Genomic DNA, 17,966 nt, shown 5'->3' with positions numbered 1-17,966 from the left:
TCCCAACGGCCATGCAGTGGCGAGTCTGCCCCCGCCCTGAACGAGCAGGAGACGGCCCATGAATGAGTGGTTAGCCGGATGGCTTGGCGTGCATAGCGCCACCGGCCCCTGGCAGAGCAAGGAGCCCATTCGTGAAGAGCTGTTCGGCATAGAGCGGCTGGAACTCCATGCCACTACCCTGGCCGAGGCGCAGCCGGTGACGGCGACCCCCATCTCTGTGCCTTCCCTGCATCTGCGGCTCAAGGCCAACGAGGCCGTCCTCTCTCGCGCCTACCGGAGCAGCGCCGCCGAGCTCGAGCTGGGTCATGATCTGACCCACGCGGCCGAGTGGTTCCTCGACAACTATCACCTGGTCGAGGCCCAGCTCTACGAGATCCGCAGCAGCCTGCCCGGCGGTTACTACCGTCAGTTGCCCAAGCTCGCCGCCGGCCCCTTCGCGGGCTACCCCAGGGTCTTTGGCATCGCCTGGGCCTTCATCGCCCACAACGACAGCCACTTCGACGCCGAGATCCTGAGCCGCTTCATCCTCGCCTATCAGCGCGTGCAGCCCCTGACCATTGGGGAGCTCTGGGCCGTGCCCATCACCCTCAGGATCGTGCTCATTGAAAACCTGCGCCGCCTGGTGGAGCAGATCACCCTGGCCCAGCAGATCAGAGCCGATGCCGATGCCCTCTGCACCCGCCTGCTCGTGGAGGGCTGCGCCGTCTCGGCACTCAACGAAGACATCGCCTCCCGGGCGAGCGGCCCGCTCTCCGAGCTGTTTGCCGCCCAGCTGGTCAAGCAGCTGCGGGATCAGGATCCCAACACCACACCGGCACTCGGCTGGCTGGAGGAGCGCCTCACCCGGCAAGGCCTGTCGGTGGAGGAGGTGGTGCAGCATGCCCAGCAGCGCCAGGGCGCCTCCAACGTCACCATTCGCAACGTCATCACCAGCATGCGCCTCATCTCCGGCATGGACTGGAGTGAACTCGTCGAGGGGATGAGCCTGGTGGATCATCAGCTGCGCGCAGAGAGCCCCTTTGCCGAGATGGACTTCCCCACCCGCAACCTCTATCGCCAGGCCATAGAAGAGTTGGCCCGCTACTCCGACCACGACGAGCTGGCGGTCACGGCCAGGGTCCTGGCCGCGACCCGGCTCCCACCGGAGGAGCAGCAGGACGAGATCCGGCGAAGAGCAGCGGAGCCCGGCTATCACCTGATCGCAGAGGGGCGACCCGCCCTCGAGGCCGAGCTCGGATTTCGCCCTCCCCTGCGCCTTCGCCTGCACCGCTTTTACGCCCGGCTCGGCATCCAGGGTTACATCGGCATCATCACCCTGGTGACCCTCTTTCTGCTGGCCCTAAGCCATCGCCTGCTGGTCTCCCCAGATGAACCCTGGTCACTCTGGATGGGGCTCTTCTTCCTGTTTGCACTCCTGCCGGCCCATGCCGTGGCCCTGGCCCTGGTCAACTACCTCATCAGCGCGCACCTGGTTCCCAGCCCCCTCCCCGCCATGGATCTCACCCACGGCATCCCGCCCTCGCTGCGCACCCTGGTGGTCATGCCGACCCTGCTGGTGTCGTCATCCGAGCTGCTGGCACAGGTCGAGCAGCTGGAGGTGCATCATCTCTCCGGGGTCAGCGGCGATATCAGCTTTGCCCTGCTCAGCGACGGTGTGGATGCGCAGCAAGAGCGGCTGCCGGGAGATGAGGCCCTGCTGGCGGCGGCACGCCAGGCCATTGCCCGGCTCAACGAAAAATATGGCCCTGGCCCCTCGGGGGATCGCTTCTGGCTGCTCCATCGCCACCGCAGGTTCAACCCGGGCGAGGGGTGCTGGATGGGGTGGGAGCGCAAGCGGGGCAAGCTCTACGAGCTGAACCGCTTGCTGCGCGGCGCGGCGGATACCAGCTTCATGACGACGGACGGCCAGCCCCCCGCCATCCCCCAGGGGGTGCGCTATGTCATCACCCTGGACGCGGATACCCGCCTGCCAAGGGATGCCGCCAGCCGGCTCATTGGCAAGATGGCCCACCCCCTCAATCACCCCCACCTCGACGCCGGGCGCCAGCGTGTCCCCCATGGCTACGGCATACTGCAGCCCCGGGTCACCCCCTCGCTGCCGCTGGGTCAGGACGGCTCCTACTATCAGCGACTCTACTCCGGGCCCGGGGGCATGGATCCCTATGCCGCCACCGTCTCCGACCTCTATCAGGATCTGTTCGGGGAGGGCTCCTTCACCGGCAAGGGCATCTATGACGTGGATGCCTTCACCGCCGCCCTGGCGGGGCGCGTGCCGGACAACAGCCACCTGAGCCATGATCTGTTCGAGGGGATCTTCGCCCGGGCGGGGCTCGCCTCGGATATCGAGGTCGTCGAGGAGTTTCCCTCCCGTTATGACGTCAGTGCCAAGCGCCAGCATCGCTGGACCCGAGGGGACTGGCAGTTGCTCGCCTGGATCTGCCGGCGCAGACGCGGACAGGACGCCCTGCCGCTCATCGGGCGCTGGAAGATGTTTGACAACCTCTGCCGCTCCCTGCTGGCACCAAGCACCTTGCTGGCACTGCTGGCCGGCTGGCAGTTGCCGCTGGGCACAGCAACAATCGCCAGCCTCCTGCTGTTCGCTGCCCAGGCATTGCCCCTCTTCCTGCCGCTGCTCTTCACCCTGATCCCTCGCAAGCGGGATATCCTGTGGCGCCACTACCTGGGGATGGTCGGCCAGCGGCTGCAACGGGCCTTCATGCAGGCCCTGCTCAGCCTGGTGTTTCTGGCCGATCAGGCCTGGCGCATGACGGATGCCATAGTGCGCACCCTGTTTCGCCTCTTCCTCTCCCATCGCCACCTGCTGGAGTGGACCACCTCGGCCCAGAGTTCGGGTTCACCGCGCCTGGCCTGGACCGGGTTTTATCGGCTGATGATGGCCGGGGTGCTGCTTGCCATTGGGGTCAGCGGCCTCACCCTGCTGGGAACCCCCACCGCCTGGCCTCTGGTGCTGCCGGTCAGCCTGCTCTGGCTGCTGGCCCCGCTGGTGGCCTACTGGACCAGCCGCCCCCCCGACCTCGCCAGACAGATGAGCTGCACTCCCGCCCAGGCCGCCGAGCTGCGCCTGGTCGCCCGCCAGACCTGGCGCTATTTCGAGACCCTGGTCACCGATCTGGACAATCATCTGCCGCCGGACAACGTGCAGGAGAGTCCGCAGGAGGTCATCGCCCATCGCACCTCCCCCACCAACATGGGGCTCTATCTGCTCTCCGCCCTAGCGGCCAATGATTTTGGCTGGGCCGGGTGCTGCGCCACCCTCAAGCGGCTGGAAACCACCCTGGCCGTGATGCAGCGTCTGCCCCGTTTCAAGGGTCACTTCTTCAACTGGTACGATACCCGCAGCCTGCTCACCCTGGAGCCGGCCTATGTCTCTTCGGTGGACAGCGGCAACCTGGCCGGCCACCTGCTGGTGGTCGCCACCGGCTGCGAGCGCTGGCAGCAACAGGAAGGGGACAGCGCCATTTGCAGCGGCATCCTGGATACCTGCCTGCTGGCGGAGCAGGCCCTGCAGGCTTACGCCATGAAGGAGAGCGGCCAGGTGCAGGCCCTCGGCGCCAGCCTCAAGGAGATCCGTGGCCAGCTCGCCCGCCCCCTGTCGGCAACCCACCAGCTCCCGGTGCTCGCCCGGCTGACGGTGCAAGCCAGCAACACGGCGCACCAGCTCGACCTGCAGGCCTGTCAACGGGAGGGAGAGGAGCTCCTCTTCTGGCTGGAGGCCCTCAAGCGGGTGGTGGCCGAACATCTGCAGGATCAGGCCGCCGACCCCGAGATGCGCCAGCGACGGCTGCACGCCCTGGCAGCCCAGGCCCGCGCCCTCGCCATGGGGATGGACTTCGGGTTCCTGCTCAATGAGGAGCGCCGCCTGCTCTCCATCGGCTACTCCCTCTCCGACAACCGGCTCGACGGCAGCTGTTACGATCTGCTCGCCTCGGAGGCGAGGCTGGCCAGCCTGTTTGCCATCGCCAAGGGGGATGTCGTCACCAGCCACTGGTTCAGGCTGGGACGGGCGGCCACCCCCCTGGGCACAGGGGCCGCCCTCATCTCCTGGTCCGGCTCCATGTTCGAGTACCTGATGCCCGCCCTGGTGATGCGGGCCCCGGTCGGCTCGCAGCTTGAGCAGACCAGCAGGCTGATCGTCGACGCCCAGATCCGCTACGGCCACGCCCTCGGCATCCCCTGGGGCATCTCGGAGTCCGCTTACAACGCCAGGGACATGGAGTTCACCTACCAGTACTCCAATTTCGGCATCCCCCAGCTCGCCCTCAAGCGCGGGTTGGCCGAGGACAAAGTGGTCGCCCCCTATGCCACCGGGCTGGCCGCCATGATCAACCCGGGGGCGGCCCTGACAAACTTCCAGCGGCTGGCCGCCATGGGAGGCCGCGGCCGTTACGGCTTCTACGAGGCCCTCGACTTTACCCCCTCGCGCCTGCCCGACAGCCAGCAGGTTGCCATAGTGCAGAGCTTCATGGCCCACCACCAGGGGATGACCATAGTGGCCCTCGCCAACGCCCTCCACGGGGGGCAGATGCGCGCCCGTTTCCATGAAGACCCCATGGTGCAGGCCTGCGATCTGCTGCTGCAGGAGCGGATCCCCCAGGACATGGCCATCGTTCGGCCCCACGCCGCCGAGATCAAGGCCTCCCTCACCCAGAGCGGCTTCGAGGTGAGCTCGGTGCGCCGCCTCTCCTCGGCCAGCCTGGGAGCCCCTGTCACCCACCTGCTCTCCAATGGCCGCTACTGCGTCATGCTCACCGGGGCAGGAGCGGGTTACAGCCGCTGGCGCCACATCGCCATCACCCGCTGGCAGGAGGACGCCACCCGCGACCACTGGGGCTCCTTCCTCTTCCTCCATGATGTCCAGAGCGGTGAGACCTGGTCCCCCTGCGCTCATCCTCTTGGCAACTCGGATCCTAAGGGAGAGGTGGTTTTCGCCGAGGATCGCGCCCAGTTCGTTCATCATCACGATCGCCTGACCACCACCCTGGAGGTGCTGGTCTCCGGTGAGGCGGACGGGGAAGTGAGGCGCATCTCCCTGAGCAACCGCGGTCGCCGCCTTCGTCATATCGAGCTCACCTCCTATGCCGAGCTGGTGCTGACCACACCGGAGGCGGATCGCGCCCACCCGGCCTTCAGCAAGCTCTTTGTGGTCACCGAATACCTGGCAGAGCTGGGGGCCCTGATCGCCACCCGGCGGCCCAGATCCCCCGAGGAGGAGGAGGTGTGGGCCGCCCACTTCATCATCGTCGAGGACCATCTGGCCGGGACCCTGCAATATGAATCCGACCGTGCCCGATTCATCGGCCAGGGGCGCACCCTGGCCACCGCCCACGCCTTGCAGCGCCATGTCCCCCTCTCCAACACCACGGGCACGGTGCTCGACCCCATCTTCGCCCTGCGCCAGCGGGTCCATGTCCTGCCTGGCAGCAGCACCCATGTCGCCTTCTGGACCCTGGTGGCCCCCTCTCGGCCGGCACTGCTCGATCTCATCGACCAGCACCACAACCGCCACGCCTTCCAGCGGGCCAAGACGCTGGCCTGGACCCAGGCCCAGGTGCAACTGCACCATCTCAACATCCAGCCCTCCGACGGGGCCAACTTCCAGCGGCTGGCCGCCCCCCTGCTCTATGGGGATGCCCGATTCCGCGCCGCCTCGGCCACCATAGCCCGTGGCCTGACGCGGCAATCGGCCCTCTGGCAACAGTCCATCTCCGGGGATCTGCCCATCATGCTGCTGCGCATCGACGATGTGGAGGATCTGGCCCAGGTGCATGAGCTGCTGCTGGCCCACGAATACCTGCGGATGAAGCGGCTGGCCGTGGATCTGGTGATCATGAACGAGCATGTCTCCACCTATGTGCAGGATCTGCAAAACGGCATAGACACCGCAGTGCGCAGCAGCCAGTCCCGGCCGCGCTTCCATGCCGAGCTGGCCCAGGGCTCCGTCTACACGGTGCGCCGCGACCTGATGAGCGGCGAGCTGTGCGAGCTGCTGTACGCCGCGGCGCGGGTCGTGCTGATAGCGCGCCGCGGCCCCCTGCAAGAGCAGCTCGCCCGCCTCAAGGAGCCACCACCGCGGCCCTTCCCGGTCACCCCCGCCAAGGCCCACGGCCAGGCGCCCATCAAGCCCCCCCATCACCCCGAGCTGGCGTTTTTCAATGGCCTGGGGGGCTTTGCCAGGGAGGGGCGCGAATACGTCACCCTGCTCAGCGGCGAGCAGACCACGCCGGCCCCCTGGATCAATGTGATCGCCAACCCCGGCTTTGGCTTCCAGGCCTCCACCCTCGGCAGTGGCTACACCTGGGCCGACAACAGCAAGGAGAACCAGCTGACCCCCTGGTCCAATGACCCTGTGACGGATCCCGCCGGCGAGGCCATCTACATTCGCGACGAGGACAGCCTGGCGCTGTGGAGCCCCACAGCCCAGCCCATCCACGACGGGGGCCAGTATGTCGCCCGCCATGGCTTTGGTTACAGCCGCTTTGAACACCAGGCCCATGGCATCCACAGCGAGCTGCTGCAATACGTGCCGGTGGCGGATCCCGTCAAGATTTCTCGCCTGACGCTGCACAACCTGACCGGCAACGCCCGCCGGCTCTGCATCACCTGCTATGCGGAGTGGGTGCTGGGGGCCTCCCGCGCTGCCAGCGCCCCCTTCATCACCACCCGGATTGACGAGCAGACCGGGGCCATCCTGGCCCGCAATCCCTGGAACGCCGCCTTCCCCGAGCGGGTGGCCTTCCTCGACCTCGGTGGCAGACAGACCAGCTGGACCGGCGATCGCAGCGAGTTTCTCGGATACCAGGGCCAGCTCGCCGCCCCGGCGGCGCTGCAGGGCGGCCGACCCCTGTCCGGCAGAACAGGGGCCGGCATAGACCCTTGCTCGGCGCTGCAGACTCACGTTGATCTGGCGCCAGGCCAACGGCTGGAGATCCTGGTGCTGCTCGGTCAGGGGGAGCCGGATGAGCAGGCCTCTGCCCTCATACTGCGTTATCGCCAGGATCTCGATGAGGTACTGGAACAGGTCGAAGCCCAATGGCAGGGGCTGCTTGGCGCCGTGCAGGTCAAGACGCCCGATCTGGCCATGGACTTCATGCTCAACGGCTGGCTGCTCTACCAGACCCTGGCCTGCCGGCTCTGGGCCCGCTCCGCCTTCTATCAGGCGGGAGGGGCCTATGGTTTTCGCGATCAGCTGCAAGACGGCATGGCCCTGGGGTTCGCCGCACCCCGGGATACCCGGCAACACCTGCTGCGGGCGGCGGCTCGCCAGTTTGTGGAAGGGGACATGCAGCACTGGTGGCTGCCCCACTCCGGTCAGGGGGTGCGCACCCGGATCTCGGATGACAGGGTCTGGCTGGCACTCGCCACGGCCACCTATGTGCGCAGCAGCGCCGATGACGCTGTTCTCGAGGAGCAGATCCCCTTCCTGGAGGGTCCCTCCCTTGGGCCGGATCAGCAGGATGCCTTCTTCCTGCCCCAGGTCTGCGAGGAGGTCGCCTCCCTCTATGAGCACTGTGCTCGCGGCCTGGATCAGGCCATGGCGCTCACCGGCAGCCTGGGGCTGCCGCTCATGGGATCGGGGGACTGGAACGATGGCATGAACCGGGTCGGCAGTGCCGGCAAGGGAGAGAGTGTCTGGCTAGGCTGGTTGCTGCTGCGCACCATCAGTCTGTTCGCCCCCCTGGCCCGGGCCCGTCACGACGGCCGTGCCGATCGCTGGCTGGCTCACGCCGAGCGGGTCGGGGCAGCCCTGGAGCAGCATGCCTGGGATGGTGCCTGGTATCGCCGGGCCACCTTCGACGACGGCACTTGGCTGGGAGCGAGAAAGAGCCCCGAGTGCCAGATAGACGCCATCGCCCAATCCTGGGCCGTTCTCTCCGGCGCCGCCGATCCGGCCCGGGCCAGGATGGCCATGCAGTCCCTGGAGCGCCATCTGGTGCGCTACGAGGAGGGCCTCTCCCTGCTGTTCAGCCCGCCCTTCGATACCCTGACCCAGGACCCCGGCTACATTCGCGGCTATCCCCCCGGACTTCGCGAGAACGGCGGCCAATATACCCACGCCGCCGTCTGGGCAGTCCTGGCTTTTGCCCGTCTGGGGGAGACAGACAAGGCCTGCCGGCAATTTGCCCTGCTCAACCCCATCAACCACGCCCTGAATGGCTCGGCCATGGCGCGCTACAAGGTGGAGCCCTATGTCATGGCGGCGGATATCTACTCGGTTGCCCCCCATCAGGGCCGGGGTGGCTGGACCTGGTACACGGGGGCGGCAGGCTGGATGTATCAGGCAGGGCTCGACGGCATACTGGGCATCACACGTGAGGGGCAGGCTCTGCTCATCACCCCCAGGCTGCCCAGCCATTGGCCCGGGTTCAGCGTGGCGATCACCCTGGAGAACTGCCACTACAGGATAGAGGTGAGTGCCGAGCCCCCATCAGGGCAGCAAGGGGGAAGCGTGCGACTCGATGGCGTGCTCCTGGCGCCCGCCCCCCTGCCACTGCGCATCCCTCTTCAGGAGGGGCAGCACAGGGTCGAGATCACGCTGGCGCGCTGACGGCCACCCCATGGTCGTCAGGGGAGGCTATCGGAGGGTGTATTCAGGGTTTGGGGACTATGGGCAGGTAGGGCAGCAGCCGGTCCGTCTCGGCCTTGACCACCGCATAGCATTCGCAGCTGAGCTGCTCCAGCTTGGGCCTGTCCAGCACTGTGATGTGGCCACGGCGGTACTCTATCACCCCCAGCTTTTGCAGCTTGCTCGCCGCATCCGTCACCCCCTCCCGCCTGACCCCCAGCATGTTGGCGATCAGCTCCTGGGTCATGGAGAGCTTGTCACCCGAGAGCCTGTCGAGGGAGAGCAGCAGCCAGCGGCAGAGTTGCTGATCGATGGAGTGGTGACGATTGCACACCGCCGTCTGCGCCATCTGGGTCAAGAGCGCCTGGGTGTAGCGCAGCACCAGGTGCAGCATGTCGCCGTGCAGATTGAATTCGCTTTTGAGCAACTGCCCCTTCAGGCGGTAGGCATGGCCAGCACTCTGCACCAGGGCGCGGCTGGTGGTGCTTTCGCCCCCCATGAACAGGGCCACCCCGATCAGCCCCTCGTTGCCCACCACGGAGATCTCCGCCGAGGCGCCGTCTTTCATCACATAGAGCAGGGAGACGATGCAGTCGATGGGGAAATAGACATGGCGCAGGGCATCGCCCGATTCGTACAAGACCTTGCCCAGGGGTAAATCTATGTATTCGAGGTGCGGCAGCAGACGCGTGTAGACCTCGGGGGGCAGGGCCGCCAGCAAATGGTTCAACCGCGGATGATGCTCAGGCATGTCTCTCTCTCCAGGTGGCGACTCACACGAAAATTCAATCAAGGCTAAAGATAGGGCAAACCCACGACCTGGGCTAACGTATCGGCGCCATCACCACTGAACCGCCCGCAATACCCGAGCGGCCATATGTCCGTCATTCACACACTCCCTGTTATGTGTCCTAACGTACCGACACAACAATACGGATGAGGCATATTGAGGTCGTTCTGACACCCACAGACGCAGTGGGCGGCATGCTTGTTCGGGTGCCACTGCATCGCACAGCCAATCGCAGTCATTGCTCGACATCAGGGCGCAATGGGACTGCCACCCCATCCACCTAGAGATGCCAGAGGGAGCGCCCCTCCCCCGGTACACAGCGGATATGGAGAAATATCATGAGCCCAGCTGAAAAAAGCGCCTCAGTCACCAAAGAGGACACCAGCGTCATCCCTGCCGGGGAGAAGAGAGAGGCAGACCATGCCGCTCACAACATCAATTCCACGGTGAAGCAGATGACGGAGAACACCCACGAGGCGGTCGACAAAGTCGCCAAGGCGGTCAATTCAACCGCCAACGTCTTGAGCGAGAAAGGCAATGAGATAAAGGAGGCCAGAGCCTCCAACCTCAAGGACCTGCGCGGCAAGATCAAGAGCAACCCCATGGGCAGCATCGGCATAGCGATCGCCATCGGCTTTATCGCCAGCTGGCTGCTGGCCGCCATTTTCTAGCAAAAAGCCCCCGGGCCCATCTCCTGGGTCCGGGGGCCATGTCATTCAGCCTGTGGCGCAAGCAAAAGAGATCCCAGCATCAGCAAAGCGACAGCAGGGATGAGTCTGGGGATATATGTGGATCAGGGGCGGCTATACCCGCCCCTTGTATTTTTGGTGGCTGCGTTTACGGCATCACTTCAAACGCAGATCATTTTTCACCGAGGTGACTCCAGCGACCCCGCTGGCCACCCTGCTGGCCTTGTCGATGCTCGCCTTGGAGCTGACAAAGCCACTCAATTGCACCACCCCTTTGAAGGTTTCCACATTGATTTCTGCCGATTTGAGTTCAGGGTCGGAAAATATCGCAGAGATCACCTTGGTGGTGACCACGGAATCATCGATATATTCTCCCGTTCCTTCCTTGTTGGCCGTTGAGGCGCAGCCCATGGCGATGGCAGCCAGCAACAGGGCGGCAACGAAGGCATTGGTAACATGGTTAGGGTTTTTCATGACGATCTGACTCCCTCTCGAGTGAACATGACGCTGGCAACATCTGGAGAATGACCAGCCATGGCGCCCTGCCTCTCACACCACAGAGCTGTTACCGTTGCTGCACGCTGACTGGCGCATTGACGGCAACCTGTATACCTGACAGCCAGGTTATTCCCCTTCCCCCTTCCCGTCTGTACGCTGGCGAACACAGCCGTCCCATACCCGCCCCACTTTTCCCACTCAGGCTTCGCCGAACGCAATCCATGCCATGGTGCGCACCATCAAGGGCGATAAGGCCCCCCGCCAGCAAGACCCCAAGGTTCAGCCCAAAAAAGAAGGCCCCCGCATCAGCAGGGGCCTTCCGGCACTTTTCAGGCACTCTTCAGGGCACAAGGCCGGGCATCAGCAGTAGCCGTAGCCCAGCAGGCGCTGGTAGCGCTGCTCCAGCAACTGGTCGCTGTCCAGCGGGCGCAAGGCAGCCAGGTCTTGCTTGATGCGATCCTTCAGGCGCTGGGCCATCAGCTCCACGTTGCGGTGGGCACCGCCGAGGGGCTCTTCGACGATGCTGTCGATGAGTTTGAGCTCCTTCAGGCGCTGGGCCGTGATGCCCATGGCATCGGCAGCCACCGGTGCCTTGTCGGCGCTCTTCCACAGGATGGAGGCACAGCCTTCCGGCGAGATGACGGAGTAGGTGGAGTACTGCAGCATGTTGACCCGATCACCCACGCCGATGGCGAGCGCGCCGCCGGAGCCGCCTTCACCTATCACTGTGCAGACCACCGGCACTGTCAGACCGGCCATGACTTTCAGGTTGCGGGCGATGGCCTCGGACTGGCCACGCTCCTCGGCACCCACGCCGGGGTAGGCGCCCGGGGTGTCGATGAAGGTGATGATCGGCATCTTGAAGCGTTCGGCCATCTGCATCAGGCGCAGAGCCTTGCGGTACCCTTCCGGGCGCGGCATGCCGAAGTTGCGACGGATCTTCTCCTTGGTCTCGCGACCCTTCTGCTGACCAATCACCATCACGGGCTCGCCGTCCAGGCGGGCTATGCCGCCGACGATGGCCTTGTCATCGGCGTAGGCGCGATCACCGGCCAGCTCGTCGAAGTCGGTGAAGATCTGCTCGATGTAGTCGAGGGTGTAGGGGCGCTGGGGATGACGCGCCATCTGGGACACCTGCCAGGCCCCCAGATCGCCGAAGATCTTCTTGGTCAGCTCTTCGTTTTTCTTCTCCAGCCGACGGATATCTTCGCTGAGATCCACGGCACTGTTGTGCTCGCTCACATGGCGAAGTTCATCGATCTGAGCCTGCAATTCGGCGATCGGCTGTTCAAAATCCAGAAAAAGACTCATAGGGACAATAGATCCTCTAATCAAAAACCAATTCAACCCGCTCTCGTCCAAGCAGGACTCGCAAGTCATCTATCAGTTGATCGGTGGGCGTCACCCGCCACTCGGTACCGAGCGTCAATCGCGCCCGGGAGCCGGGCCGACGATAGTTTACCTGAACCGGACAGACTCCGGCACGGGCGGGCTCCAAAATCTCGCACAAACGCGGGAAAAAGCGTTCGTCAATGCGTTGTTCATCGAGGGAAATGCGGATCGCCCTGGCGAAACGCTCCCTCGCATCGTTGATATCCAGCAATTCGCGGGCCGACATTTTAAGGCCACCGGAGAAGTCATCAAAGCTGACCTGTCCAGAAACCACTAAAATACGGTCTTTTTGCATCAATTCTTCGTATTTTTCCAGCGCTTCACTGAACAGGGTCACATCCAGACGGCCGGATCTGTCGTCCAGGGTGAAGATCCCCATCTTGTTGCCGCGCTTGGTCACCATGCTGCGGGCCGCGATCACCAGCCCGGCGGCCGTGGTCACCGTATCCCGGGAGGTGGGATGCAGATCGCACAGACGGCCCGAGGTGTAGCGACGCAGCTCGCTGCTGTACTGGTTGATGGGGTGACCGGTGAGGTAGAGCCCGAGGGTCTCGCGCTCCCCTTCCAGCCACACCTTGTCGGGCCAGTGCGGCACGTTGGCGAACGCCTTCTTGACGTCGTCTATCTCCTCGGTGAGCACCCCGAACATGTCGACCTGCCCCACCGCCTGCGCCTTGGCGTGCTGCTCGGCGGCGCGCATGGCCTCTTCCAGCGTCGCCATCAGCGCCGCCCGGTGCGGGCCCAGTCGGTCCATGGCGCCGGAGAGGATGAGTTTTTCCATCACCCGCTTGTTGAGCTTCTTGATGTCGACTCTGTTGCAGAAGTCGAACAGATCCCGGAAGGGGCCGTCCTGATCCCGCGCGCTGAGAATGGCATCTATGGGGCCCTCGCCGACCCCTTTCACTGCGCCTATGCCGTAGACAATATGGCCATCTTCATTGACCGAGAAGCGATAGCGGCCGGTGTTCACGTCAGGGGGTATGACGGTCAGCCCCATGCGCTGGCACTCGTCCACTAGCGTCACTATCTTGTCGGTGTTGTCCATGTCGGCTGTCATCACCGCCGCCATGAACTCGGCCGGGAAGTGGGTCTTGAGCCAGAGGGTCTGGTAGGAGACCAGCGCATAGGCGGCGGAGTGGGACTTGTTGAAGCCGTAGCCCGCAAACTTCTCCACCAGATCGAAGATCTTCACCGCCAGCTCGCCGTCAACGCCGTTCTTGACGGCGCCCTCCTCAAACCCCGATCGCTGCTTGGCCATCTCTGCCGGGTTTTTCTTGCCCATGGCCCGGCGCAGCATGTCAGCCCCACCCAGCGTATAGCCCGCCAGCACCTGGGCTATCTGCATCACCTGCTCCTGATAGAGGATGATGCCGTAGGTGGGCTCAAGGATTGGCTTGAGGCTCTCGTGCTGCCACTTCTCGTCTGGATAGGAGATCGCCTCCTTGCCGTGCTTGCGCTCGATGAAGTTGTCCACCATGCCCGACTGGAGCGGGCCCGGCCGGAACAGCGCCACCAGGGCGATCATGTCTTCGAAGCAGTCGGGCTGCAGCCGCTTGATCAGATCCTTCATGCCGCGGGATTCGAGCTGGAATACCGCAGTAGTCTCGAACCGCTGCAGCAGATCGAACGACTTCTTGTCGTGGATCGGGATGGCGGCGATGTCGACCGGCGGCTTGCCCTCTTTGGCCAGGCGCGGGTTTATCATGCCGAGCGCCCAGTCGATGATGGTCAGGGTACGCAGCCCCAGGAAGTCAAACTTCACCAGCCCGGCGTATTCCACGTCGTTCTTGTCGAACTGGGTGACAGGGTGATTGCCGGAGTCGTCGCAATAGAGCGGCGCAAAGTCGGTGATCTTGGTAGGCGCTATTACTACACCACCGGCGTGTTTGCCGGCGTTGCGTACCACCCCTTCCAGCCGGCGCGCCATGTCGATGAGGTCCTTGACCTCTTCGTCCTGCTCGTAGAGCTCGGGCAGCTTGGGCTCGGCCTCGAAAGCCTTGGCCAGGGTCATGCCCGGATCCGGCGGGATCAGCTTGGAGATGCGATCCACGAAACCATAGGCGTGACCCAGCACCCGGCCCACGTCCCGCACCACCGCCTTGGCCGCCATGCTGCCGAAGGTGATGATCTGGGACACCGCCTCCCGGCCATACATCTCGGAGACGTGCTCGATCACCTCGTCCCGTCTGTCCATGCAGAAGTCAACGTCGAAGTCGGGCATGGAGACCCGCTCGGGGTTGAGGAAACGTTCGAACAGCAGATCAAACTCGAGGGGATCCAGATCGGTGATCTTGAGGGCGTAGGCCACCAAGGATCCCGCCCCCGAGCCCCGGCCCGGGCCGACGGGGATGCCGTTGTCCTTGGACCACTGGATAAACTCCATCACTATGAGGAAGTAACCCGGGAAACCCATCTGGTTGATCACCTTGAGCTCGATGTCGAGGCGCTCGTCGTACTCGCCGCGCTTGGCGGCGCGCACTTGCGGATCCGGGAACAGGAAGGCCAGACGGTCCTCCAGCCCCTCCTTGGACTTCATTACCAGGAAGTCTTCGGTGCTCATGTCACCGGTCGGGAAGTTGGGCAGGAAGTATTCGCCCAGACGCACAGTCACGTTGCAGCGCTTGGCGATCTCCACCGTGTTTTCCAGCGCCTCGGGAATGTCGGCAAACAGCTCGCACATTTCCTCCTGGCTTCGCAGGTACTGCTGCGGGCTGTAGCGGCGTGGACGGCGCTTGTCCATCAGGGTGTAGCCGTCGTGGATGGCGACCCGGATCTCGTGGGCATCGAAGTCGTCAGCCCCGAGGAACACCACCTCGTTGGTGGCCACCACCGGCAGCTCGAACTCGGCGGCGATGGCCACCGCCATGTGCAGGTAGACCTCTTCATCGGGTCGACCGGTACGCAGCAGCTCCAGGTAGTAGGCATCCGGGAAGTGAGTCCGGTAGAAGGCGAGGCTCTGCTCCACCATCTGGCGGTTGCCCTTGAGCAGGAACTTGCCCAGATCCCCCTCGCGACCGCCTGAGAGCACTATCACCCCCTTGGCATGTTCGACCAGCCAGCCCTTGTCGATGACGGGGCGCCCCTGCACGTGACCGCGCTGGTAGCCGCGGGAGATGAGCAGGGTGATGTTCTGGTAGCCGTCGTTGTCCATGGCGAGCAGGGTGAGGCGGAACTGCTCGTCACCGAGCTCATCGCTCTGCACCCAGAAATCCGCCCCGACCAGAGGCTTGATCCCCTTGCCATGGGCCGAGCCATAGAAGCGCACCAGGCCGCACATGTTCATCTGGTCGGTCAGGGCCAGGGCCGGCATGTTGTTGGCCGCGGCGGCCGAGACGATGGGGCCAATCTTTTGCAGCCCATCGACCATGGAGAAGTCGGAGTGGACCCGCAGGTGGACGAAGCGAGGATCGGCCATGGTTATTCGATCCCCAGCGCCCGGCGCACCGGTTTGAAGCTCTGCCGATATTCGGGCAAGGGGCCGCGCTCGGCCAATATGGCGAGGTGTTCGGCGGTGGGATAACCCTTGTGACGGGCGAAGCCGTACTCGGGATGACGGCTGTCCAGCTCGGTCATCTCGGCATCACGGGTCACCTTGGCGAGGATGGAGGCGGCGCTGATGGCGGCCACCAGGCTGTCGCCCTTGACCACGGCGCGCGCCTCCATGGGCAAGCTTGGGCAGCGGTTGCCGTCGATAAAGACCAGCTCGGGTGTCATGGAGAGGCCCGCCACGGCGCGCTGCATGGCCAGCATGGTGGCGTGCAGTATGTTGAGCTGGTCGATCTCATCCGGGGTGGCGCGGCCTATGGACCAGGCCAAGGCCTTTGCCTTGATCTCGCCATACAGGGCGAGGCGCTTCTTCTCGGAGAGCTTCTTGGAGTCGGCGAGGCCTTCAATGGGATTGGCGGGATCCAGGATCACCGCGGCGGTGACCACGTCACCCACCAGGGGGCCACGGCCCACCTCGTCAACCCCTGCTACCAGCTTGTCTTGTGGAATATCGATCGTCATATCACAGGCCTTGAATCAAAACCGGCCCCGCAGGGCCAGTATCAGCACAACATAACGCCAAAAGCGCGCCGCCAGCCACCCTAGCTGTCGAGCAGCTCGGCCACCGCCTCGGCGGCCTGCACATCGGCGTTGCAGCGGATCTTCTGGTGCAACTTGGTGAAGGTGGCGATGAGCTCGCTGTTGTCGTGCTCCAGCAACTTGCTGACCTCTTCCACCAGATTGGCCGGGGTGCACTCATGCTGGATGAGCTCGGGCACCAGCATCCGGTCTGCCAGCAGATTCGGCAGGGAGACATACTCCGTCTTCACCAGCCACTGGGCCAGCCAGTAGCTGAGCGGCTTGAGCTTGTAACCCACCACCATGGGCCGCTTCACCAGCATGGCTTCCAGCGCGGCCGTGCCGGAGGCCAGCATCACCACGTCGGCGGCTATCATGGCCTCACGGCCCTGACCGTCCAGCAGCACCATGTCGAGATCCGGCGCCACTTCGGCCTTGATGGCGAGGAACTGCTCGCGCCGCGTCTCGTTCACCAGCGGCACTATGAAGCCGAGATCCGGGCAGTGCACCGTCAGGTGCTTGCACGCCTCGAGGAAGACGGGGGACATGAAGCCGACCTCGGCGCTGCGGCTGCCCGGCAACACCGCCAGCCAGCGGCGGCCCGGCTCCAGGCCGAGTGCCTCGCGCATCTCCTGCTGATCCGGCACCAGGGGAATGTCGTCCGCCATGGTGTGCCCGACAAAGCGGCAGGGGGCATCGAAACGGTCGTAGAAGGCTTTCTCGAACGGCAGGAAGGCGAGCACCATGTCGGTGGCGGCCTTGATCTTGTGAATACGGCCCTGACGCCAGGCCCAGACAGAGGGGCTGACATAGTGGACCGTCTTGATACCGGCGCGGCGCAGTTTCAGCTCCACCCCGATATTGAAATCAGGTGCATCCACCCCGACGAAGATGTCAGGAGGATTGGCAATAAAGTGGCGCAGCAGCTCGCGGCGCACCTGGAGGATCCGGGGCAGACGTCCCAGCACCTCGCTGATGCCCATGACGGAAAGCTCTTCCATCTCGAACAGGGCCTTGACGCCCAGGGCCTGCATCCGCGGCCCGGCGATCCCTTCGAACTGGGCATCGGGATAGCGAGCCAGCAGCTCGCGCACCAGACCGGCAGCCAGGATGTCGCCGGAGGTCTCTCCGGCGACTATGCCGATGCGGATAGGCTTAGGCACGGATGATCCCGCGCTCGTTGCCCTTGAGGAAATCCACATAGAGCTGGACGGCCGGCTCGGTAGCCGCCATCTCGCTCAGTACCGGCAGCACCTCTTCGATGGTCTTGCCTGAGCGGAAGATCTCCTTGTAGGCACGCTTGACGGCCGAAATGGCTTCCGCGCTGAAGCCACGACGACGCAGCCCTTCGGAGTTGACCCCGAACGGCTTGGCGTAGTTGCCGGCGGCCATCACGTAGGGCGGCACGTCCTTGTTCAGGGCGGCGCAGCCACCGACGAAGGCGTGGGAGCCGACGCGGCCGAACTGGTGAATGGCAGACAGACCGCCGAAGATCACGAAGTCACCTATGTGAACGTGGCCCGCCAGGGTCGCGTTGTTGGCGAAGATGCAGTTGTCACCGATCATGCAGTCATGGGCCACGTGGACGTTGACCATGAAGAGGTTGCCGCTGCCGACCCGGGTCAGGCTCTGATCCTGGGTGGTGCCGCGGTGCACTGTGCAGTTCTCGCGAAACACGTTGTTGTCGCCGATCTCGAGGAAGGTACGCTCACCGGCGTACTTCTTGTCCTGGCAATCCTCACCTATGGAGGTGTGCTGGAAGATCTTGTTGCCGCGACCTATCTTGGTCGGGCCCTTGATCACCACGTGGGAAGCCACCCAGGTGTCGTCACCTATCTCCACCTCGGCACCTATGACGGTAAAGGGGCCGATTTCAACCCCTTTGCCGATCACGGCAGACTCATGGACGATGGCGGTATCGTGGATGATGGCAGTCTGGTCAATCACG

Annotated in this window: 9 protein-coding genes; 2 read left to right on the top strand and 7 right to left on the bottom strand. The window is 64.3% G+C overall.

All coding sequences use genetic code 11. The annotated features are described in order from the left end of the window. The first annotated feature begins 58 nt into the window (after nt 1-58). Nucleotides 59-8,566, top strand: coding sequence for a GH36-type glycosyl hydrolase domain-containing protein (locus ACFWHB_RS05440; RefSeq protein ID WP_395949622.1), 8,508 nt, complete (start codon nt 59-61; stop codon nt 8,564-8,566). A 43-nt stretch (nt 8,567-8,609) separates the two neighbouring features. Here the strand turns inward: ACFWHB_RS05440 and ACFWHB_RS05435 are convergent, their stop codons facing one another. Continuing rightward, a complete protein-coding gene (locus ACFWHB_RS05435; protein WP_106886082.1) occupies nt 8,610-9,335 on the bottom strand; it encodes a Crp/Fnr family transcriptional regulator in 726 nt (241 codons plus the stop codon). Between the two features lie 377 nt (nt 9,336-9,712). Between ACFWHB_RS05435 and ACFWHB_RS05430 the strand changes: the two genes are divergently transcribed. Then, nucleotides 9,713-10,045, top strand: coding sequence for a hypothetical protein (locus ACFWHB_RS05430; protein ID WP_395949621.1), 333 nt, complete (start codon nt 9,713-9,715; stop codon nt 10,043-10,045). Between the two features lie 174 nt (nt 10,046-10,219). Here ACFWHB_RS05430 and ACFWHB_RS05425 read toward each other — a convergent pair whose 3' ends face one another. From ACFWHB_RS05425 to lpxA, 6 genes are all read right to left on the bottom strand, one after another. Next, a complete protein-coding gene (locus tag ACFWHB_RS05425) occupies nt 10,220-10,537 on the bottom strand; it encodes a BON domain-containing protein (protein WP_111909933.1) in 318 nt (105 codons plus the stop codon). A 384-nt stretch (nt 10,538-10,921) separates the two neighbouring features. After that, nucleotides 10,922-11,872: an acetyl-CoA carboxylase carboxyl transferase subunit alpha gene (accA, locus tag ACFWHB_RS05420; protein ID WP_025327902.1), complete on the bottom strand. Its 951-nt coding sequence runs from the start codon at nt 11,870-11,872 to the stop codon at nt 10,922-10,924. Nucleotides 11,873-11,888: 16 nt separating this feature from the next. After that, on the bottom strand, nt 11,889-15,368 hold the full coding sequence (gene dnaE, locus ACFWHB_RS05415) for a DNA polymerase III subunit alpha (RefSeq protein ID WP_395949620.1): 3,480 nt from the start codon (nt 15,366-15,368) through the stop codon (nt 11,889-11,891). A gap of 2 nt (nt 15,369-15,370) precedes the next feature. After that, nucleotides 15,371-15,961 carry a ribonuclease HII gene (gene rnhB, locus ACFWHB_RS05410; protein ID WP_111909931.1) on the bottom strand — a complete coding sequence of 197 codons (591 nt, stop codon included), beginning with the start codon at nt 15,959-15,961 and terminating at the stop codon, nt 15,371-15,373. A gap of 80 nt (nt 15,962-16,041) precedes the next feature. Further along, nucleotides 16,042-17,181: a lipid-A-disaccharide synthase gene (gene lpxB / locus ACFWHB_RS05405; RefSeq protein WP_111909930.1), complete on the bottom strand. Its 1,140-nt coding sequence runs from the start codon at nt 17,179-17,181 to the stop codon at nt 16,042-16,044. Then, a complete protein-coding gene (gene lpxA, locus ACFWHB_RS05400; protein WP_106886076.1) occupies nt 17,174-17,965 on the bottom strand; it encodes an acyl-ACP--UDP-N-acetylglucosamine O-acyltransferase in 792 nt (263 codons plus the stop codon). Before lpxA ends, lpxB begins: the two co-directional genes overlap by 8 nt. Nucleotide 17,966 lies beyond the last annotated feature (1 nt).

The sequence above is a fragment of the Aeromonas mytilicola subsp. aquatica genome, from assembly GCF_044336385.1.
Classification (GTDB): domain Bacteria; phylum Pseudomonadota; class Gammaproteobacteria; order Enterobacterales; family Aeromonadaceae; genus Aeromonas; species Aeromonas rivipollensis.
The sequence above is the reverse complement of the archived record's forward strand: the minus strand, read 5'-3'. Positions and strand labels throughout refer to the sequence as shown.